Consider the following 20,390-nt stretch of genomic DNA (forward strand, 5'->3'; position numbering starts at 1 on the left):
CTACTGACGGACTACCAGCGAGCCGCACTCGGCAGCGGTTCGCCGTACCAGAGTTCGACCAGATGACGGGCGATCGAAATACCGGACGGCGGCAGGATCTCGCCCGCCTCCATGCCGGCCCGCAGCTCGTCCCGGGAGATCCAGCGCGCCTCCGCCAGCTCCTCGCCGTCCACCGTGATCGTGGTGCCGCTCGGGTCGGCCTTACCGAGGAAGCCGAGCATCAGGCTGGACGGGAACGGCCACGGCTGGCTGGCCACGTACTCGACCTCGGCGACCTTGACCCCGGCCTCCTCCAGCACCTCGCGGGCCACCGCCTGCTCGATCGACTCGCCCGGCTCGACGAACCCGGCCAGGGTGGACCAGCGGCCCTCCGGCCAGAGCGCCTGACGGCCCAGCAGGCAGCGGTCCTGCTCGTCGGTGATCAGCATGATCACCGCCGGGTCGGTCCGCGGGTAGTGCTCGGCGGCGCAGGAGGTGCAGCGGCGGACGTGCCCGGCACCGGCCTTCTCGGTCGGCTGGCCGCAGCGCGAGCAGAAGCTGTGCAAGCGGTGCCAGTGCTCCAGTGCGACGGCGTGCACCAGCAGTCCGGCGTCCCGGTCCGAGAGCAGCGCGCCGACCTCGCGCAGACCGGCCGGCCGGGCGTCGCCGTCCAGCCGGCCCGGCAGGCTGGAGCCCGCCATCGCGAAGTACGAGGTGCCGTCCTCGTCGCAGCCGAGGAAGTAGCGGTCGCCGGTCTGCGGCGCCTCGAACGAGGGCAGCAGCACCAGCTCGGTGCCCTGCTCGGTGTCGACCACGAAGACCTCGCCACCGGCGATCGGCAGCACCTTGGTGGTCGGGTGGCTCCAGGCCGCGGCCAGCCACGGCTCGTCGAAGCGGTGCTGCGCGGCCCGGTCCACCCCGGCCCTGGCCAGCGCGAGGTGCTTGGTGTCAGGCACGGTGCTCAACTCGGTCCATCCCCGTTCGGTCGAATGTTTGCAGCCAGGTGGTTCATGCCTGCGGCCAGCTCTCGGCCAGCTCGCTCCACAGGTGGGCGGCGGCCTCCACGCCCTTGGCGAGCAGGTCCAGTTCGACCTTCTCGTTCACCGAGTGCCAGCCGTCCGAGGGCACCGAGATGCCCAGGAAGAGCACCGGTGCGCCGAGCACGTCCTGCAGGTCGGCGGCCGGTCCCGAACCGCCCTCCCGGGTGAACAGGATCTCCTGCTCGAAGGCCCGGCCCATCGCCCGGACGGTGGCCTGCAGCGCCGGGTGGTCCAGCGGGGTCAGGCAGGGGCGGGTGGCGCCGGGGAAGGTCAGCTCGTACCGGATGCCCTCGGGCACCTGCTCGGCCACCCAGCCGCGGACGGCCTCCCTGACCTTCTCGATCTCCTGCCCGGCGACCAGCCGGAAGGACAGCTTGAGGTGCGCCTCGGACGGCACGATGGTCTTGCCGCCCGGGCCGGTGTAGCCGCCCCAGATGCCGTTCACCTCGGCGGTCGGCCGGGCCCAGACCCGCTCCAGCGTCGAGTACCCGGCCTCGCCCCGGGTGCCGTACGACTTGGCGACCCGCAGCCACTGCGCCTCGTCGAAGGGCAGCGCGGCGAACAGCTCGCGCTCACGGTCCGTCAGCTCCACCACGCCGTCGTAGAAGCCCGGGACGGCGACCCGGCGGTCCGCGTCGTGCAGCGCGGCGACCAGCTCGGCGGCCACCTCGGCGGGGTTGGGCACCGCGCCGCCGAAGGAGCCCGAGTGGATGTCGGTGTCCGGGCCGTACAGGTCGAGCTGCGCGTCGGCCAGGCCGCGCATGCCGGTGCAGACGGTCGGGGTGGTCTCGGACCACATCCCGGTGTCGGAGACGAAGACCACGTCGGCGGCCAGCCGCCCGGCCTCCCGGCGGACCAGCGCCTCGAAGTTCGGCGAGCCGGACTCCTCCTCGCCCTCGACCAGCAGCTTGAGGTTGACCGCCGGCGCCGTCCGGCCGGTGGCGGCCAGGTGGGCCCGCAGGCCCAGGGTGTGGACGAAGACCTGCCCCTTGTCGTCGGCCGCGCCCCGGGCGTACAGCCGGCGGCCGACCACGGTCGGCTCGAACGGCTCGGTGTCCCAGCCGTCCTCCTTCGCCGCGGGCTGCACGTCGTGGTGCCCGTAGACCAGCGCGGTGGGCGCGGCCGGGTCCCCGGACGGCCACTCGGCGAACACCGCGGGCAGCCCGTCCGTCTCCCAGACCTCCACCACCGGGAATCCGGTGGCCCGCAACCGCTCCGCCAGCCACTCGGCGGAGCGGTGGACCTCGCCGGCCCGGGCCGGGTCGGCGGAGACGGAGGGGATACGCAGCCAGTCGGCGAGATCGCGCAGGAACTCGTCCTGGTGCAGGTCGATGAAGGAGCGGACGACGCTGTCCGGGGTTTTCGTCATACGGACGACTTTAGTTCGCCGCCAGGTCCCGGTGCGCCGTGCTCCCGAGGAGCGGACTCGTTAGCTGCGTCACCCCATCCGTCCCGCGCGTCACCCGCGTCACCCCGGGAAGTGGGGTGACGCGGGTGACGGTGGATCAGGCCGAGCGGCGCAGCAGCGCCGGCTTCGACCGGGTGAACAGCATCGCCAGCAGCACCGCCACGGCGGGCAGCACCAGCAGGGTCAGCCCGAGCGTCGGCCACGGGACGGCGATCACGGCGTCCTTGTCCGGCTCCCCCGGGTACGAGGGCATGCTCTCGATGATCCGCAGGGCGATCGCGGGCACCACCCCGCTGATGGCGCCGAGCACCGTGCCCATCGCGGCGATCACCCCGCACTGGAAGCCGGACAGCCGGCGCCGGATGCCGCTGGTCGCCCCGACCGCGGCGAGCGTGCCGAGGTCGCGCTGCGAGTCGGCCGCGGCCAGGCCGGTGGCGATGCCCGCCGCGCCCAGGGCCACTATCGCGGCGAAGCCGGTCAGCCCGAGGGTGACCAGGCCGCTCTCGTCCCGGTAGCCGCGCTCGACGGAGAACCGACCGTCCCCGCCGAGCTTGGCGAGCGCGGCCTCGGCCTTCTGCTCGTCCTTGCTGCTCGGCGCCGCCGAGGGCTGCCAGACCGTACCGGCCTCGACCACCGTCAGGCCGAGCCGCTTGGCGGTCTCCGGCGACGCGAAGGCCCCGGCGTTGCGCAGCTCCGGCTCGAACAGCACCGCCTCCACCGAGAGGTCGTGCTGCTTCGGCCGGGACGGGGCCCGGTTGGCGGAGTCGACCGGCCCGTCCGCCGGCTCCTCCGGCATCGGCTCGACCAGGGTGAACGTGACCTTGCCGTTCCGCAGGTAGGCCGGGTCGAAGACGATCACCTTGCCCTGGGCCAGCGCCGCGGCGGCGGCCGGGTCGCGGACCCCCGTCAGGATGTCCAGCGCGGTGGGGTCACCGGCCAGCAGCGGGCTGTTGAAGGCGGACTGGTGCCTGCCCGCCGGATGGACGCAGCGCGGGTCGTTCCGGTACCGCACGCGCTCCGCGTCGGTGGGCTCGTCGATCCGGTCCCGGGAGTACAGCGGACAGCGCAGGTCGGCCGGCAGCTCCAGCTCCAGGTACCCGCCCGGGCCGTACCGCTCCGCCCTGGCGTACTTGGTCTCGAAGATCTCTCCGCGCGGCCCGAGGTTGGGCATGATCCGCTCCAACGCGTCCCGGCGGGCCGGGAACTGGGCGGTGTCGGTCTGGTCGTAACCGCGGTCGAGCAGCACCGCGCCGCTGCGCAGCGAGGGCTCGTACCGCTGACGCGCCTCCAGGTTCGCGCTGGTGGTGTAGATGCCGACCGCGACCGATCCGGCCACCGCCGCCATCACCGCGGCCACCGCCGGAGCGGTCCGCCCCCGGTGCCGGATCGAGTCCCGCAGCGCGAGCCGGGGGCTGAGCGGCAGCCAGCGGCCGAGCTTGCCGAACAGGCCGACCAGCATCGGGGTGCAGGCGACCATGCCCAGCTCGGCGATCACCGAGCCGCCGAGCACGGCCAGTGCCCCGCGGCGGCCGAGCTGCCCGCCGACGGTCGGGGCGAGCAGCGCGATCGCGGCGCCGCCGCCGAGCATCAGCAGGCCGAGCAGCGCCAGCTTGCGGTTCGGCGGTTTGACCGAGCCACGGCCGGTCAGGGCGCTCACCACGTCCTGCCGGGACGCCTGGACGGCCGGGACGACCGCTGCCAGCAGACCGGTGACCAGGCCGAGCGCGGCCACTCCGGCCAGGTCCAGCGGGGCCAGGTCGAAGCTGCCGAAGCGGCTGCCCGCCAGGCCCTCCAGCCAGGGCCGGGCCACCGCGACGGCGAGCACCGCGAGCACCACCCCGGTGACCGCACCGGTCAGGCCGAGCACCACGCCACCGCCGAGCACCACCGAGCGGACGTGCGAACGGTCACCGCCGCCGGCGGCCAGCAGCCCGAGCTGCCGCCGCGAGCGGCGGGCGCCGACGGCGAAGGCCGGTCCGGCTAGCAGCACGATCTCCAGCAACGCCATGCCGGCCACCGTGGCCACCACCGCCAGGGCGGCGGTGTTCGGCGTGAAGCCGCCGCCGGAGCGGTCGTACTCCGCGTAGAACGGCACCTCGGAGCGCGACGGCGGATCCAGCAGCACCGCGCGCGAGGCCACCGCGAAGCCGTACTTGTTGAGCTCCAGCACCTTCGGCCAGTCCAGTACGGCCCCGGCGGGCAGCTTCACCAGCCAGGTGTCGCTGCCGCTGTGCCCCTTGCCGTTGGACTTGCCCTGCTCGGCCGACGGCACGGGCAGCGAGCCCGGCCGGACCAGCAGCTGACTCTCCTTCAGCAGGTCGGGGTACTCCACCGAGGCGGTGATGGTGAAGGGCTTGCCCTCGAGACCGCGCAGCGTCGTGGTGTCACCGATCCGGAGACCCGCGGTCCGCAGGAACTCGTCGGTGGCCGCCAGCTCCTGTGGGGCGGCGGGCGCGCGCCCGCCGGTCAGGTTGATCCTGCCGCGCCAGATCGAGTCGGTCAGGTCGGCCTGGACGGCTCCCACCTTCAGCTGACCGCTCGCGGTGGTGGCCGTGGTGCCCTCGGCGCCGGCGAGGACGACCAGCCTGGCACCGGCGGGCAGCAGCTGGGTGATCAGCTCGCCCTGCGAAGCGGCCGCCTTGCTCCGGATCTGCTCCGCGGTGGGCTGCTGACCCTTCGTCACCGGCCTGCTCACGGAGCCGTCGTCCGGATTCGGCGCCTGGGCCACGATGAGGCCCTGGCCCTGCCCGGACACCGTCGCGTCGGCCTCGCCCATGGTCCTGGCGATCCGCTGCTCCGGCTCCAGCTCGGCGCTGCGGTAGATCACGTCGATCCCGGCCACGCCGAGTACGGGCAGCGCGATCATCGCGATCACCAGGGCGCTCCGGCCCTTGGCCCGCAGTGCGTCCCTGCGGGCTATCCGCAGGGCCACCCGCCAAGAGGTGAGCTTCACTCCCCCACCAGTCCGGTGCTGTTGGTGGCGGCCGAGACCAGCAGGCTGGCGGCGTCCCGGCTGACGCTCTCGTCCACCGCGCGGCCGTCCCGGATGAACACCACCCGGTCCGCCCAGGCGGCGTGCCGGGCCTCGTGGGTGACCAGCATGGCCGCCGCCCCGGCGTCGCAGCGGGCCCGCAGGACGGCGAGCACCGCCTCGCCGGTGGTGGAGTCCAGCGCGCCGGTCGGCTCGTCGGCGAGCACCAGGCGGCGGTCGCCGATCAGGGCCCGGGCGATCGCCACCCGCTGCTGCTGGCCACCCGACATGTCGTCGGGGAAACGGTCGGCCAGCTCGTCGATGCCGAGCTCGGTGAGCGCGGCGAGCGCCTCCCGGCGCGCGGCCCGGGTCGAGACGCCGTCCAGCTCGCGGGGCAGCGCGATGTTCTCGGCGGCGGTCAGCGCGGGGATCAGGTTGTAGTCCTGGAACACGTAGCCGATCGCCCGGCGGCGGACCTGCGCCTGCTGCTTGCGGGAGAGGTCGCCGAGGCTCTGCCCCTCGACCAGCACCCGGCCCGTGGTCGGGCTGTCCAGCCCGCCGGCCAGGGTCAGCAGAGTGGACTTGCCGGAGCCGGACGGGCCCATCACCGCGACCAGCTCGCCGGGGTGCACCTTCAGGTCCACCCCGCGCAGGGCGTGCACCTCGGCCGCGCCGTGGCCGTGGACTCGGGTGACGTTCTCCAGGTGCAGCACCGCGTCGGTACCGGACCGGACTTGCTGAGTGGTCAACTCTCCCCCTGCTGTGACGTTCGATCGGATGACGGTGGGTCAGAAACGGGCGCGCCGACGGGCACGCGGCGCCTCTGCGGCCGGGGCGGGCGGAGCGGGCGCGGGCGGCGGGGCCGGTTCGGGGGCCGGCCGGTACTGCGCGATCCGGGTCTCGCAGTGGTCCAGCCAGCGGATCTCGGCCTCGGTCTGGAAGATCAGCTGCTCCAGCACCAGCAGCCAGGCCAGGTCCGAGCGGCCGTCACCCTCGGCGATCAGCGCCTGGCCCTTGAGCCGGGTGTAGTCCTGCAGCGCCTTCATGCTGTGCCTGCGCTGCCCCTGGACCACCGCCTCGACGTCCACCCCGGGCACGGTGACCGCCATCGCCAGCTTGATCGCCAGCTCGTCCCGGGGCGGATTGGTCCGGGGCACCGGGGTGTCGAACCAGTTGCGCAGTTCCGCGCGTCCCTGATCGGTGGCGGCGTAGTAGACGTGCCCCTCGGCGTCCTCACCGTGCGGGGCGACCAGGCCGTCCCGTTCCAGTCGGCCGAGCGTGGTGTAGACCTGGCCGACGTTGAGCGGCCAGGTGGCTCCGGTACGGGCCTCGAACTCGGTTCTCAGCTGGTAGCCGTAGCGCGGGCCCTGATCGAGCAGGGCGAGCAGACCGTGACGGATGGACATACTCAGTATGTATACCCGGTATGCCCCACGCCCTCAAGCCCAGCCGGTACCGTCACTTGCTGTGAGCCCGCTGCGCATCGCCACCTTCAACCTGCTGCACGGCCAGCCGCTGGCCGCCGACGGCAGCCCGCTGCCCTACCCCGCCGAGCCGGGTGACCCCCTGGCCGACGCGGTCGCCGGGCTGGCCCCGGACGTGCTCGCGCTCCAGGAGGTGGACCGCCACCAGGAACGCTCCGGCTTCGCCGACCAGACCGCGGTGGCCGCCAAGGCGATGGGCGCGGCCGACTGGCGGTTCGCCGCCGCCCTGCACGGCCGCCCGGCGCCGTCCACCGGCTGGATCCTCGACCCCGCCGTACCGGCACTCCAGGTCTACGGGCCCGACGAGGTCGGCTCGGCGGGGATCCCCTCGTACGGCACCGCCCTGCTCACCCGACTGCCCGTCAGCCACTGGCGGGCCCGCCGCTTCGCCCCGGCGCCGTTCGGCCTGCCGCTCCGGGTCGCCGGGCGGCGCGGGCTCACTCCCGTGCCGGACGAACCACGGGCCGCCCTGGCCGCCGTGCTCCAGGGCGAGCACGGCGAGTTCACCGTGGTCGCCACCCACCTGTCCTTCGTGCCCGGGTGGAACATGGCCCAACTCGCGGCGATCCGGCGGTGGATCGCGGACCTGCCGAAGCCGCAGCTGGTGCTCGGTGACTTCAACCTGATCGGGGCGGTGCCGCGGACGGTGCTCGGCAGCGCCACCGCACTCGGCCGGCGGCCGCAGCGACAGCTGCCCCGGCGCCGCAGCCGGGGGCCCCGCCCCCGCCTCCAGGGCTGGCACGACCTCGCCAAGACCCCGACCTACCCGTCCCACCGGCCGACCGTCCAGTTCGACCACGTGCTCGCCACCGGCCTGTCGCGGACGGCCGTCAGCTCCGCCGTCGCTCCTCGCACGGGGATCTCGGACCACCGGCCGCTGCTCGTCGAGGTCGACCTGTAACTGCGAAAGTGCCTGACCGCCTACGTCCGGATCACCTTTTACGAGGTCGGCGTCGCCGTTCCCCGAGCCCCTGGTGGCAGCTGGGCGAGCTGCGTGCTCTGGTGCGGGAGTTGCGGGAGGATCGGCTCGTACTGGAGCAGCAGCATCGCGGCGTCGTCGCCGAGCTTGCGGCCGACGTGGCGGACCACGTCGTCGTGCAGGCGGCGGAGGACCTCGACGGGGCCGCCGATCGCGCAGTAGGGCAGGCGCTCGGCGAGGGGGTAGAAGGCGCCGCGGTGGTCGCGGGCCTCGATCACGCCGTCGGTGTAGAGCAGGACCCGGTCGCCGGGCTCGACCCGGATCCGCTGGACGGGCGGGCGGACGTCGGCGGGGTCGAGGACGCCGAGCGGCGGTACGGTCTCGGGCAGTTCGAGCGGGGTCGGGGCCTGGCCGGGGCGGAGCAGCAGCGGGGCGGGGTGGCCGCAGTTGACGATCTCGGCGGTGCCGTCGGGGCGGACGCCGATCAGGAGCAGGGTGACGAACTCCTCCTCCACGCCGGGGTGGTCGTTCTCGTGCAGGGCCCGGTCGAGACTGACGGCCAGCCAGGCCGCCACCCGGTCGAGCGCGGGCTCCTGGTGGGCGGCCTCGCGGAAGGCGCCGAGGACGGCGGCGGCGGTCTCGACGGCGGCCAGGCCCTTGCCCCGGACGTCGCCGATCACCGCGCGGACGCCGTGCCGGGTGTTCACCACCTCGTACAGGTCGCCGCCGATCGAGGCGTGCTCGGCGGCGGCGGCGTAGTGCACGGCGGCCCGGACGCTGCCGACCCGGTCGGGGACGGAGCGCAGCAGGACCCGGCGGGCGATCTCGGCGACCAGCTGGGCGTCGGCGAGGGCCTGCTCCTGGCGGACCCTCAGGGTGGCGCTGACCCAGCCGATCCCGGCGACCAGGGCGATCGCGAAGACGGTGGCGCTGTGCACGGACTGGCCGAGCACCTCGTGGTAGCCGGCCAGCGCGAAGGCGGCGATCTCGGTGAACAGGCCGATCAGCAGCGGGTACCAGGTGCGGCGGCTGACCACCGCGGCCAGCGCGGGGACGGCGGTGAGGGCGGGCTCGACGGTGACCGCCGAGTGGCTGAAGAAGTCGAGGGCGAGCACCAGCAGCATGCCGATGAACGGGAGTGCCATCGAGGTTTTCGGCCACGTCCCGGTGACCGTGCCTGGAACAGCCCCCGGGGTCGGCCCCGCGAGCCGGTCTCTGATCCATCCGGTCGCGCTCAACGTCGGTCTCTCCAGCAGAAGGTGGCCGGTGCCTGGGACACCTGCGGTGATGACGGAGGGTCAGGTCGTGGAGCCCTGACCGGTGGCCGGAGTTCGGGGGTGACCGGTTACCGACCCCACAATAGGCGCGAATAGTGCACAGCGCACAGGTTTCGCACGATGCTGTGACGAAATGGATGCTCTGCGTGACTCAACTTGTGTCATTCCCGATCAGAAGCCGGGTCAACTCTTTTCGGCCGGGAAGTTCGGCCGGACTTTCGACCCGGCCGCTGCGGACGTACAGGAACGAAGCGGTGACCTGCTCGGGATCGACGCCCATCAGTTCGGCCCAGGCCAGCCGGTAGACCGCCAGTTGGAGCGGGTCGGCGGTCTCCTCCCGATGGGTCTTCCAGTCCACCACCTCCCAGCGGGGGGCTGCTGGTGACCCTGAGCCACCGTCACTCTCCTGGTAGACCGCGTCGATCCGGCCGCGCACCACCCGACCGCCCAGCACCAGCTGGAACGGTGCCTCCACCCGGTACGGGCGGCGGCTCGCGTACGGGCTGCGCAGGAACGCCTCCTTGAGGCGGTCCAGGTCGTGCTCGTCCTCGATGCCGTCGTCGTCCACCCCGGGCAGCGCATCCGGCTCGACCAGCAGCAACGGTTCGATCCGGGCCTGCACCCACGCGTGGAAGCGGGTGCCCCGGCGCGCGGCGGGCTGCGGCGGGCGCGGCATCGGGCGGGCCAGCTCCCGGGCGAAGCCGTCCGGGTCGGCGGAGAGTTTCATCAGCTGGGTGGCGGAGAGCGAGGCGGGCAGCGGGACCTCCCGGACCGCCCGACGGGAGCGTTCCAGCTCGCCCAGCAGGGCCGTCAGGTCCCGGTCCCAGGAGGCGACCTGACGCTCCGCCTCCGGGGCCATCCGCTCCGGTGCGGGCGCGGGCTCGCCGGCCAGCCGGCGGTGCACCACCTCGGCCACCCGGCGGCGGGCGTGCTGGGCGGCCGGATCGAGCGGCAGCGGCCAGGGCGTCTCCACCGAGCGGTCCAGCGCCGGGTTCTCGGCGTCCGGCAGCGGGTGCTCCGCCCAGATCTCGACCTCGCCGTTGCCCGGCTGCGCGGCGTGCTCGTGCAGTGCGGTGAGGAAGGTCGACGGGCCCCGTCGCTTCTTCTGGCTCGGGCCCCACCAGTGGCCGGAGGCGAGCAGCAGCTCCCGGGGGCGGGTGAAGGCGACGTAGCCGAGCCGGAGCTCCTCGGTGGCCGAGTGCTCGGCCATCTCGGCCTTGAAGAGCTTCATCTCCTTGGGCGTCAGATCGCCGAGCACCGGCAGGGTGGCGGCGTCGCCGCGCAGCTCGTGCGGCAGGACCTTCTTGGTACTGGTCCAGCGCTCCCGGCCCTTGGCGCTCGGGAACGCCTCCCGGACCAGCCCGGGAACGGCCACCACGTCCCACTCCAGGCCCTTGGACTTGTGCGCGGTGAGCACCTTCACGGTGTCCTCGCCGCCGGGCAGGCTGCTGTCCAGGCCGCGTTCGTACTCCTGCGCCGCGCGCAGGAAGGCCAGGAAGGCGGACAGCCCCGGGTCGCCGTCCAGGTCGGCGAAACCGGCGGCCACGTCCAGGAAGGAGTGCAGGGTCTCCCGGCGGCGGGCAGCCAACGCCGTTGGGGAGGCCGAGAGTTCGACCTCCAGGCCGGTGACCGCCAGCACCCGGTGCAGCACGTCCATCAGCGGCTCGGCCAGCGAGCGGCGCAACTCCCGGGTCTCCCGGGCGAGATGGGCGAACCGGACCCGGGCCTCCGGCGAGAACGGCAGCTCGTCCGGCTGGTCCTTGTCGAGAAAACTCTCCAACGCGTCGGCCAGCGACACCACTTCGGTCGGATCGGTCTCGGCCACCGCGGCCGCCAGCGGGTCGGCGCCGCCGGCCTGCCCGGTCCGTACCAGCGCGGCGGCCCGGCGGCCGAGCAGCGCCAGGTCACGCGGGCCGATCCGCCAGCGCGGGCCGATCAGCAGGCGGACCAGCGAGGCATTCGCGGTCGGATCCTGCAGCACCTCACAGACCGCCACCAGGTCGGCCACCTCCGGGAGTTGGAGCAGCCCGCCGAGCCCGACCACCTCGACCGGCACCTCCCGGGCGACCAGCGCGGCGTGGATGTCCGGGAAGGCCGAGCCGCTGCGGCAGAGCACCGCGATCCGCCCCGGCGCGGTGCCGGTGGCGGTCAGATGGGCGATCCGGTCGGCCAGCCAGTCGACCTCGTCGGCGTGGGTGGGCAGCAGCGCGCAGCGGACGAAGCCGTCCACCTCGGCGCCCGGCGCGGGCCGGAGCGCCTCCACGCCCGCGTGCATCTCCCGTAGCGGGGTGGCCAGTTGGTTGGCGAAGGCGAGCAGCCGGCCACCACTGCGACGGTTCTCGCTGAGCGAGAAGCGGTGCGCGGGGGTGCCGTCCCGGCGCGGGAAGTGCCGCGGGAAGTCGTCCAGATTGGCCACCGAGGCGCCGCGCCAGCCGTAGATCGCCTGGCAGGGGTCACCGACCGCGGTCACCGGGTGACCGGTGCCCGACCCGAACAGGCCCGCCAGCATGAGGCGTTGGGCCACCGAGGTGTCCTGGTACTCGTCCAGCAGCACCACCTCGAACTGCTCCCGGAGCAGCGCCCCGACCTCCGGCCGCTGCTGGGCCAGCCGGGCCGAGGCGGCGATCTGGTCACCGAAGTCCATCAGGTTGGCGGACTGCTTGCGGCGGCGGTACTCCTCCACCAGGTCCAGCAGTTCCAGCCGGGCCCGGGCCGTCACCGGGATCGCCCGCAGGTCGTCGTTGCTCAGCTTGACGGTGGCCGCGTGGTCCAGCAGCTCCCGGTCGAAGTCCCGCAGCCGGGCGGGCTCCACCAGGTGCTCGGCCAGCTCGGAGTCCAGCGCGATCAGCTCGGCGACCAGACCGGAGAACGCGCCGGTCAGGGCCGGGTACGGCCCGCGCGAGTGCCGCAGCACCCTGGCGGCCAGCTGGAACCGAGTGGCGTCGGCGAGCAGCCGGACGTCCGGCTCGATGCCCAGCCGGAGACCGTGCTCCTTCAACAGGCGCCCGGCGAACGCGTGGTAGGTGGAGATCTCCGGCTCGCCGAGCGAGTCCTCGTCGTCCTCCAGCACACCGGCCCGCAGCAGCGCCGTCCTGACCCGCTCGGCCAGCTCGCCCGCCGCCTTGTTGGTGAACGTCAGCCCGAGCACCTGCTCCGGCCGTACCGCCCCCGACCCGACCAGCCACACCACCCGGGCCGCCATCACCGTGGTCTTCCCCGAACCGGCCCCCGCCACGATCACCGCGGGCTCCAGCGGCGCCCCGATCGCCGCCATCTGCTCCCGGTTGAACGGGACCCCCAGCAGCTCCTTGAGCTGGACCGGGTCACTGAGCAGGGATCGCATCCCGCCAGGGTAACCACCGGACGCTCCGGGCATCAGCCACCAGGGGCTCGGGGAACTGCGAGGAGATCTGGCGCCGGGGTCACTGCGAAAGTGCCTGACCCGCTACGCACGGATCACCTTTTTCGAGGCCGGCGTCGCAGTTCCCCGAGCCCCTGATGGCTGATGCCCGGAGCGCAGCCCTCAGTCCAGCAGCTGGCGCCCGTCCCGCTGAGCGGTGCAGCTGCCGCGGAAGCTGCACCGCGCGCAGGACTCGCTCGTCCGCGGCCCGAACCGTTCGGCCAGCACCTTGCCCGCCGTGTCCGCGAGCAGGTTCTCGATCCACGGTTCCTCCGGCGGCCCCTGGTGCTGGACCTTGGGTGCCTCCGGCTCCGCCTTGGAAGCCTCCGCCCTGAGGTGCACCAGCTCCGCGCCGCCCACCTCCGGCCGCTGCTCGAAGAGCTCGTCCAGCGCACCGGCCCGGGCGGCGAGCTGGTAGACCGCCAGCTGCTTGTGGTCGGGCAGCGACTTGTCGGTCGGCAGCTGCTTGCCGGTCTTGAAGTCGACCACGTACGCCCGGCCGGCCTCGTCCCGTTCGACCCGGTCCATCGAGCCCCGGATCCGGACGCTGACCTCCCCGACCGGCAGGGTGAGGTCGAAGTCGTGCTCGGTGGCCACCGTCTGCCGCCCCCGCTCCAGCACGTGCCAGTGCAGGAAGCGCTCCAGGGCCGCCCTGGCCTGCTCCTTCTCCTGCTGGGACTTCCACGGTGCGTCGAAGGCCAGCGCGTCCCAGACCGTGTCGAGCCGCTCCATCAGCACCGCCAGGTCGGCCGGGGTCCGCCCGGAGCCGACCTCGTCGGCGAGGGCGTGCACCACGTTGCCGAAGCCCTGGGCGGCGGTGGTGGTGCTGCCCGCCTTGACGTCCTTCTCCAGGAACCACTGCAGCGAGCAGCTCTCCAGCTGCTCGAGCCCGCTCCCCGACAGCCGGACCGGCAGCTCCGCGTCCCGGAGCGGTTCGGCCGACTCGGTCCGGTCCACCAGGCCCCACCAGCGGTCGGGGTGGGCGGCGGGCACCAGCGGGGCGCCGTCCTCGTCGGTGGCCGCCGCCAGCACGGCCAGCCGTTCGGCGGCGGCCCGCCGCAGCTCCGCCGGGCGTGCGGGGTCCACGGTCACCGCGCGCAGCTCGGCGACCAGCGCGGAGACCGCCAGCGGCCGTTTCGGACGGTGCGTCACCTCCTCGACCGTCACCTGCGGGGTGCGGCGGAGCACCCGGCCGGTCCTGGGGTCGAGCTCCTCCCGGTACAGCTCGCGCAGGAACCGGGACGGCTCGTCGCCGTCCTCGGCCGGGGCCTTCACCGCCGTGACGATCAGCCGGTCCTTGGCCCGGGTGACGGCCGTGTAGAAGAGGCGTCGCTCCTCCCCCAGCAGCGCGGCCGGGGAGAGCGGTTCGGCCAGGCCGTCCCGGCCGATCCGGTCGGCCTCCAGCAGCGAGCCGCGGCGGCGCAGGTCGGGCCAGAGCCCGTCCTGCACGCCGGCCACCACGACCACCCGCCACTCCAGGCCCTTGGACCGGTGCGCGGTCATCAGCCGGACCGCCTCGGGCCGCACGGTCCGGACGGCCAGCGTGTCGGCGGCGATGTCCTGCGCCTCCAGCTCGGCCAGCAGCTCCTGCGCGCCCCGGTGCCCGGCCACCTGCTCCTCCGAGCGGGCCGCGGTCTCGAACAGCGCGCAGAGCGCGTCCAGGTCGCGGTCGGCGTTGCGGCCGGCCGCGCCGCCGCGCAGCGCGGCCCGCTCCAGCCGCTCGCGCCAGCGGCGGCTGCCGTCCCAGAGCTCCCAGAGTGCGGCCTCGGCTCCGCCGCCGCCCGCGAGCTGTTCGCGGACCTTGCGCAGCAGTACGCCGAGTTCGCGGGCCCGGCGGGCGTAGCCGGGTTCCATCGCGACCAGCCGGTCCGGCTCGGCCAGCGCCTCCCGGATCAGCTCCTCGGCCGGGCGGACCACGGCGGGCTGCTCGGCGCCGCGCAGCGCCTGGCGTTCCTCCTCGCGCAGCGCCCGGCCGAGCCGGCGCAGGTCGGAGCCGTCCAGCCCGCCGAGTGGTCCGGTCAGCAGGGTGTGGGCCTGTTCGGCGGTGCACTGCTCGGCGGGGTGGGCGCAGACCCGAAGGGCCGTCAGCAGCGGCGTGACGGCGGGCTCCTCACGGAGCGGCAGGTCGTCGCCGTCGATCTCCAGCGGCACCCCGGCCGCGCCGAGCGCCCGCCGGACGCCGGGGATGGACCGGCCGCCGGCCCGGACCAGCACCGCCATCTCGCCCCACGGCACGCCGTCCTCCAGGTGCGCCCGGCGCAGCAGGTCGGCGACCGAGTCCAGCTCGGCGCCGGGGGTCGGGTAGGTGTACACCTCGACCCGGCCGCCCTCGCGGGAGGGCAACAGGGCGCGGTGCGCGGCCAGCTTGTCGGCGGGCAGCCGGCCCATCGGCATCCGCCGGGTGAGCTCCCGGGCGGCGGCCAGCAGGACGGCGCCGGAGCGACGGGAGACCCGGAGCACCTTGACCTCGCCGGGGCTGCCGTCGGCCTTCGGGAAGACCGAGGGGAAGTCGAGGATGCCGTTGATGTCGGCGCCCCGGAACGCGTAGATCGACTGGTCGGGGTCGCCGACCGCGACCAGGTCCCGTCCGCCGCCCGCGAGTTGGCGCAGCAGCCGGACCTGGGACGGGTCGGTGTCCTGGTACTCGTCCACGAAGACCACGTCGTAGCGGGCCCGCAGCCGGTCGCCCACCTCGGGGCGTTCGGCCAGCAGCACGGCGCGGTGCACGAGTTCGGCGTAGTCGAGCACGCCGCGCAGGTCGAGCACGTCCAGGTAGTCGGCCAGGAAGTGCGCGGCGGCGGCCCAGTCGGGGCGCTGCACCCCGGCGGCGAACCGGCTCAGCTGGGCCTCGCCGAGGCCCAGCTCGCGGCTGCGGGCGAGCACCGCGCGGACCTCGTCGGCGAAGCCGCGGGTGGTCAGACAGGCCCGCAGGTCCAGCGGCCAGGCGATGCCGCCCGCGCCGAGCCGGACGTCCTCGGCATGACCGGCCAGCAGCTCACGGACCATCACGTCCTGCTCGGGCCCGGAGAGCAGCCGCAGCGGTTCGGCGTACGCGGCGGGCTCCTGCTCGGCCCGGAGCAGGGCGTAGCAGAACGAGTGGAAGGTGGTGGCCTGCGGAGTGGCCGAGCCGTTGCCCAGCCGAGTGGTCATCCGGTCCCGCAGCTCCATCGCGGCCTTGCGGCTGAAGGTGAGCACCAGGATGCGTTCGGGGTCGGTGCCGCGTTCGATCCGCCGGACCACCGACTCCACCAGCGTGGTGGTCTTGCCCGTGCCGGGCCCGGCGAGCACCAGCAGCGGCCCGTCGGTGTGCTCGGCCACGGCCCGCTGGTACTCGTCCAGCACGGGCGGGGCCGGCTGCGCGAGCGGACTGCGGACCAGACGGAACGGGGAGGACACCCGGACGAGCCTACCCGCGCGGCTCCGGCCCCGGGTTCCCGTCCCAGCGGGCCTGCCGGAGGTCCACCCGGGGCTCGCCGCCGACCAGCTTGAGCGGGGTGCCCTCGGTCCGGTACTCGGGCAGCGCCCGGTGCTCGTGGCCGGGCAGCGGACGGCCGTCCGCCCGGACCACCCGCCACCAGGGCACTCCGGAGCCGTACAGCGCCATCACCCGGCCGACCTGCCGGGGGCCGCCCCGGCCGAGGTACTCGGCGACGTCCCCGTACGTCATCACCCGGCCGGGCGGGATGCGTTCGGTGAGGTCGAGCACCGACTCGACGTACGGCGGCAGCTCGTCCTGCGGCTGAAGGTTCGTCACCCCTGGCATCCTGCCAAAACCGGACCGGCTCCGGCACCATCCGGTCGATCCGGGCACTCCCAGGGAGGGATTCGGCGCGCCCGATGTGGCCCCTGTCCCGCATGGGACGACCCGGCGTGCCACCATCTTCGGGGCGGTGAGTGGTGATACGAGGACCAGAGCTGATGACCGGGACGGTAGACGTGGACGTGGACGAGGGCCCGTACGGGTCCGCCACCGCATCTCCCGCACCGCCGCCACTGTCGTTGACCAAGGGGGAAGAAGGAGTGGCCGAGGAGCCACCGAGCGGCGATCATCTCGCCGTCGACGAGCCACTGCTCGCAGCCCGGGCGCACCGCCCGTCCGATCTGCTCCGCTTCCTGGCCGGTCTGTCCGGCATAGTGGCGCTCTTCCTGGTGGCCCGCTTCGCGGTCTCCACCACCTCCGGCCTGGAACACGACATCGCGGTCAACGCGGTCCGCATCCCGAGCTGGCTGACCACGGTCGCGGGCCTGGTGTCGAGCATCGCGGTGCTGGCCGTCCCGCTCTCCTTCGCGGTCGAGCGGCTGATCAAACGGGACGGCCTGCGGGTCGCCGACGGCGTACTGGCCTCGGTGCTGGCGTACGGGACCTCGCTCGGGGTGGACTGGTGGGTCGCCGCCGGCGCCCCGCTCACCGTCCAGGAGGCGCTCACCCAACTGCCGCTGAACGGCGAGCAGGTGCTGACCGACCCGGTGCACGGCTACCTCGCACCGGTGATCGCCTACATGACGGCCGTCGGCATGTCGAGCCGCCCGCGCTGGCGGGTGGCGCTCTGGTCGGTGGTGCTGCTGAGCGGTCTGACCGAGCTGATCAGCGGCTACACCACGGTGCTCTCGCTGCTCCTGACCGTGCTGATCGGCTGGTCGGTGGCGTACGCCACGCTGTACGCGATCGGCTCGCCGAACATCCGCCCGACCGGGCAGCACCTGATGATCGGCCTGCGCAAGGTCGGCTTCGCCCCGGCCGGTGCGCACCGCGCCCCGGACGCCCCGGGCGGCACCCGCCGCTACTACGTCGAGCAGCACTCCGGGCCGCCGCTGGACGTGCACATCATCGACCGCGAGCAGCAGGCCTCCGGCTTCTTCTACCGGGCCTGGCGACGCCTGCGGCTGCGCTCGGTCGCGGTCCGCCGCAGCCCGCAGTCGCTGCGCCAGGCCCTGGAGCAGGAGGCCCTGATCGCGTACGCGGCCACCGCCTCCGGCGCCCGCGCCCCGCAGCTGGTGGCCACCTCCGAGCTCGGCCCGGACGCCGCCATCCTGGTGTACGAGAAGCTGACGGGCCGTCCGCTGGACGACCTGACCGACGCGGAGATCACCGACCAGGTGATGGCCTCGCTCTGGGAGGCCGTCGACGCGCTGCACGAGCGCCGGATCGCGCACCGGCGGCTGACCGGCGAATCGCTGCTGGTGGTCGACGAGAAGACCGGCTACCTGGTCAACCTGTCCGGCGGCGACATCGCGGCCGGCGACCTGACGCTGCGGATCGACGTCGCCCAGCTGCTCACCACCTTCGCGCTGCGGATCGGCCCGGAGCGCTCGGTGGCGGTCGCCAACGGGGTGCTCGGCGCCGACCGGGTGGCCGCCGCGCTGCCGCTGCTCCAGCCGGTCGGGCTGAGCCGGTCCACCCGGATCGACCTGTCCCGGCTGACCAAGGAGCGCAAGTCCGCCGCCCAGGCCCTGGCGCTGGAGCAGGTCGCGGCGGGCGAGCGGACCCAGCAGCAGGCCGAGGAGGACATCGCGGCGGCCAGCGAGGACCTGCTCAGCCGGATCCGCGGCCAGATCCTCCAGGTCGTGCCCGAGGCCCCGCTGGCGCCGGAGAAGATCGAGCGGCTCAAGCCGAAGACCGTGATCACCGTGGTGGCGCTGGCCTTCGCGGCGTACTTCGCGCTGACCACCATCAAGCCCGAGCAGTTCAACCTGGACCGGATGAACTGGGCCTGGGCGGCCGCCGCGCTGTCGGCCTCCGCCGTCACCTACGTGGCCGCCTCGATGAGCCTGACCGGCTTCGTGCCGGAGCGGCTGCCGTTCAAGCGGACGGTGGCGGCCCAGGTGGCCGGCTCGTTCGTGAAGCTGGTGGCACCGGCCGCGATCGGCGGCATCGCGCTGAACACCCGGTACCTGCAGAAGTCCGGCATCCGCTCCGGCCCCGCGGTGGCCAGCGTCGGCGCCTCCCAGCTGGCCGGTCTGGCCGGGCACCTGCTGCTGCTGTTCGTCTTCGGCCTGGTGACGGGCAGTCAGAACGACGGCAGCGAGGGCACCGACAAGGCGGTGATCATCGCGATCCTGACCGCGGCGGTGCTGGCCCTGGTGATCGCGGCGGTGGGCCCGCTGCGGCGCTTCGTGGTGACCAGGGTGCGCTCGCTGTTCTTCGGCGTGGTGCCCCGGATGCTCGACCTGATGCAGACCCCGACCAAGCTGCTCACCGGCTTCGGCGGCATCCTGCTGCTCACCCTGAGCTTCACCACCTGCCTGGACGCCTCGATCCGCGCCTTCGGGTACTCGATGAGCTTCTCCGCCGTCGCGGTGGTCTTCCTGACCGCCAACGCGGCCGGTTCGGCCATCCCCACCCCGGGCGGCATCGGCGCGGTCGAGATCGCCCTGTTCGGTGCCCTGATCGCCTCCAGCGTCCCGCCCAGCGTGGCCACTCCGGCGGTCTTCCTCTACCGGGCGCTGACCTTCTGGCTGCCCGTCATCCCGGGCTGGCTCTGCTACAACGTCCTGCAACGCAGAGGCGCGCTGTAAAGCCGTGAGGGGCGCGGGGCCAGTGGCCCCGCGCCCCTCACGGCGTACTCGCTTAGTAGACCGGCTTGTGCGGCTCGATCTGGTTCACCCAGCCGAGCACGCCGCCACCGAGGTGGACCGCGTCCGAGAAGCCCGCCGACTTGAGGACGGCCAGCACCTCGGCCGAGCGGACGCCCGACTTGCAGTGCAGCACGATCTTCTTGTCCTGCGGCAGCGTCTCCAGCGCGTTCCCCATCAGGAACTCGTTCTTCGGGATCAGCACCGCACCCGGGATGTTGACGATCTCGTACTCGCCGGGCTCGCGGACGTCGACCAGGAAGATGTCCTCCTCGTCGTCCTGCCACGCCTTGAGCTGCTTGGAGGTGATGGTCGAGCCCGCGGCCGCGGCCTGGGCCTCCTCCGACACGACGCCGCAGAAGGCCTCGTAGTCGATCAGCTCGGTGACCGTCGGGTTCTCACCGCAGAGCGCGCAGTCCGGGTCCTTGCGGATCTTGACCTGACGGTAGTTCATCTCCAGCGCGTCGTAGATCATCAGACGGCCCACCAGCGGCTCGCCGACCCCGGCCAGCAGCTTGATCGCCTCGGTGACCTGGATCGAGCCGATCGAGGCGCAGAGCACGCCCAGCACGCCGCCCTCGGCGCAGGACGGCACCATGCCGGCCGGCGGGGCCTCGGGGTAGAGGCAGCGGTAGCACGGGCCGTGCTCGGCCCAGAACACGCTGGCCTGGCCGTCGAAGCGGTAGATCGAGCCCCACACGTACGGCTTGCCGAGCAGCACCGCGGCGTCGTTCACCAGGTACCGGGTGGCGAAGTTGTCGGTGCCGTCGACGATCAGGTCGTAGCCGGAGAAGATCTCCATCACGTTGTCGTTGTCGAGGCGCTCCTCGTGGAGGATCACGTTGACGTAGGGGTTGATCTCCTTGACCGACTCCCGCGCCGACTCGCCCTTGGAGCGACCGATGTCGGACTGGCCGTGGATGATCTGCCGCTGCAGGTTCGACTCGTCGACGACGTCGAACTCGACGATGCCGAGGGTGCCGACACCAGCCGCCGCCAGGTACATCAGGGCGGGCGAGCCGAGGCCGCCGGCGCCGACACAGAGCACCTTGGCGTTCTTCAGCCGCTTCTGCCCGGCCATCCCGACATCCGGGATGATCAGGTGGCGGGAGTACCGGCGGACCTCGTCAACGGTGAGCTCGGCGGCCGGCTCGACCAGGGGTGGCAGCGACACGGGGACTCCGATGGTCGTCAGTTCGGGGCTTGGCATGAGCCACCATCGGTGACTCTGCTACGCCAACAGTGTCACTCGGCCGGGGTATTCCGAGACAGCGGGTCCGAAGGATGAGACGGTCGGCGCCGGATGCTGGGACCACCCCCCGAGGGCCCAACTCCCCTG

Annotated in this window: 12 protein-coding genes; 2 read left to right on the plus strand and 10 right to left on the minus strand. The window is 73.4% G+C overall.

All coding sequences use genetic code 11. The features are described from left to right. Nucleotides 1–11: 11 nt before the first annotated feature. From nudC to F4556_RS13070, 5 genes are all read right to left on the minus strand, one after another. Nucleotides 12–944: an NAD(+) diphosphatase gene (nudC, locus tag F4556_RS13050; protein WP_184914539.1), complete on the minus strand. Its 933-nt coding sequence runs from the start codon at nucleotides 942–944 to the stop codon at nucleotides 12–14. Nucleotides 945–987: 43 nt separating this feature from the next. Next, the gene (locus F4556_RS13055; protein ID WP_184914541.1) at nucleotides 988–2,388 is read right to left on the minus strand and encodes a dipeptidase; all 1,401 of its coding nucleotides are present in this window, start codon (nucleotides 2,386–2,388) and stop codon (nucleotides 988–990) included. Nucleotides 2,389–2,524: 136 nt separating this feature from the next. Beyond that, nucleotides 2,525–5,380 carry an FtsX-like permease family protein gene (locus F4556_RS13060; RefSeq protein ID WP_184914544.1) on the minus strand — a complete coding sequence of 952 codons (2,856 nt, stop codon included), beginning with the start codon at nucleotides 5,378–5,380 and terminating at the stop codon, nucleotides 2,525–2,527. Further along, nucleotides 5,377–6,147 carry an ABC transporter ATP-binding protein gene (locus F4556_RS13065; RefSeq protein ID WP_184914547.1) on the minus strand — a complete coding sequence of 257 codons (771 nt, stop codon included), beginning with the start codon at nucleotides 6,145–6,147 and terminating at the stop codon, nucleotides 5,377–5,379. Before F4556_RS13065 ends, F4556_RS13060 begins: the two co-directional genes overlap by 4 nt. Before the next feature lie 39 nt (nucleotides 6,148–6,186). Beyond that, on the minus strand, nucleotides 6,187–6,804 hold the full coding sequence (locus F4556_RS13070) for a PadR family transcriptional regulator (protein ID WP_184914549.1): 618 nt from the start codon (nucleotides 6,802–6,804) through the stop codon (nucleotides 6,187–6,189). A 61-nt stretch (nucleotides 6,805–6,865) separates the two neighbouring features. On the opposite strand from F4556_RS13070, the gene F4556_RS13075 reads away from it, so the two are divergent. Beyond that, entirely contained in the window at nucleotides 6,866–7,783 is a 918-nt protein-coding gene (locus F4556_RS13075) for an endonuclease/exonuclease/phosphatase family protein (protein WP_313068289.1), read from the plus strand. A gap of 38 nt (nucleotides 7,784–7,821) precedes the next feature. Here the strand turns inward: F4556_RS13075 and F4556_RS13080 are convergent, their stop codons facing one another. The 4 genes from F4556_RS13080 to F4556_RS13095 all read right to left on the minus strand — a co-directional run bounded on the left by F4556_RS13080 (nucleotide 7,822) and on the right by F4556_RS13095 (nucleotide 16,241). After that, on the minus strand, nucleotides 7,822–8,946 hold the full coding sequence (locus F4556_RS13080; RefSeq protein ID WP_184914551.1) for a PP2C family protein-serine/threonine phosphatase: 1,125 nt from the start codon (nucleotides 8,944–8,946) through the stop codon (nucleotides 7,822–7,824). A 283-nt stretch (nucleotides 8,947–9,229) separates the two neighbouring features. Continuing rightward, nucleotides 9,230–12,421, minus strand: coding sequence for an ATP-dependent DNA helicase (locus F4556_RS13085; RefSeq protein WP_184914553.1), 3,192 nt, complete (start codon nucleotides 12,419–12,421; stop codon nucleotides 9,230–9,232). A gap of 180 nt (nucleotides 12,422–12,601) precedes the next feature. Then, nucleotides 12,602–15,874 carry an ATP-dependent helicase gene (locus F4556_RS13090; RefSeq protein WP_184914555.1) on the minus strand — a complete coding sequence of 1,091 codons (3,273 nt, stop codon included), beginning with the start codon at nucleotides 15,872–15,874 and terminating at the stop codon, nucleotides 12,602–12,604. A 10-nt stretch (nucleotides 15,875–15,884) separates the two neighbouring features. Next, nucleotides 15,885–16,241 carry an MGMT family protein gene (locus tag F4556_RS13095; RefSeq protein ID WP_184914557.1) on the minus strand — a complete coding sequence of 119 codons (357 nt, stop codon included), beginning with the start codon at nucleotides 16,239–16,241 and terminating at the stop codon, nucleotides 15,885–15,887. A gap of 155 nt (nucleotides 16,242–16,396) precedes the next feature. Here F4556_RS13095 and F4556_RS13100 point away from each other — a divergent pair, with 155 nt between their 5' ends. After that, a complete protein-coding gene (locus F4556_RS13100; protein WP_184914559.1) occupies nucleotides 16,397–18,994 on the plus strand; it encodes a lysylphosphatidylglycerol synthase domain-containing protein in 2,598 nt (865 codons plus the stop codon). Between the two features lie 52 nt (nucleotides 18,995–19,046). On the opposite strand, the gene moeZ is transcribed toward F4556_RS13100, so the two are convergent. Further along, complete coding sequence (gene moeZ / locus F4556_RS13105) at nucleotides 19,047–20,225, minus strand: adenylyltransferase/sulfurtransferase MoeZ (protein ID WP_184914562.1); 1,179 nt, start codon at nucleotides 20,223–20,225, stop codon at nucleotides 19,047–19,049. Nucleotides 20,226–20,390 lie beyond the last annotated feature (165 nt).

Source organism: Kitasatospora gansuensis, assembly GCF_014203705.1.
GTDB classification, from domain to species: domain Bacteria; phylum Actinomycetota; class Actinomycetes; order Streptomycetales; family Streptomycetaceae; genus Kitasatospora; species Kitasatospora gansuensis.

Coding starts and splice junctions, on each gene's coding strand:
- F4556_RS13070 (WP_184914549.1), bottom strand. CDS start 6,804: ATGTCCATCCGTCACGGTCTGCTCGCCCTGCTCGATCAGGGCCCGCGC.
- F4556_RS13055 (WP_184914541.1), bottom strand. CDS start 2,388: ATGACGAAAACCCCGGACAGCGTCGTCCGCTCCTTCATCGACCTGCAC.
- F4556_RS13095 (WP_184914557.1), bottom strand. CDS start 16,241: ATGCCAGGGGTGACGAACCTTCAGCCGCAGGACGAGCTGCCGCCGTAC.
- F4556_RS13080 (WP_184914551.1), bottom strand. CDS start 8,946: ATGGCACTCCCGTTCATCGGCATGCTGCTGGTGCTCGCCCTCGACTTC.
- F4556_RS13100 (WP_184914559.1), top strand. CDS start 16,397: ATGACCGGGACGGTAGACGTGGACGTGGACGAGGGCCCGTACGGGTCC.
- F4556_RS13085 (WP_184914553.1), bottom strand. CDS start 12,421: ATGCGATCCCTGCTCAGTGACCCGGTCCAGCTCAAGGAGCTGCTGGGG.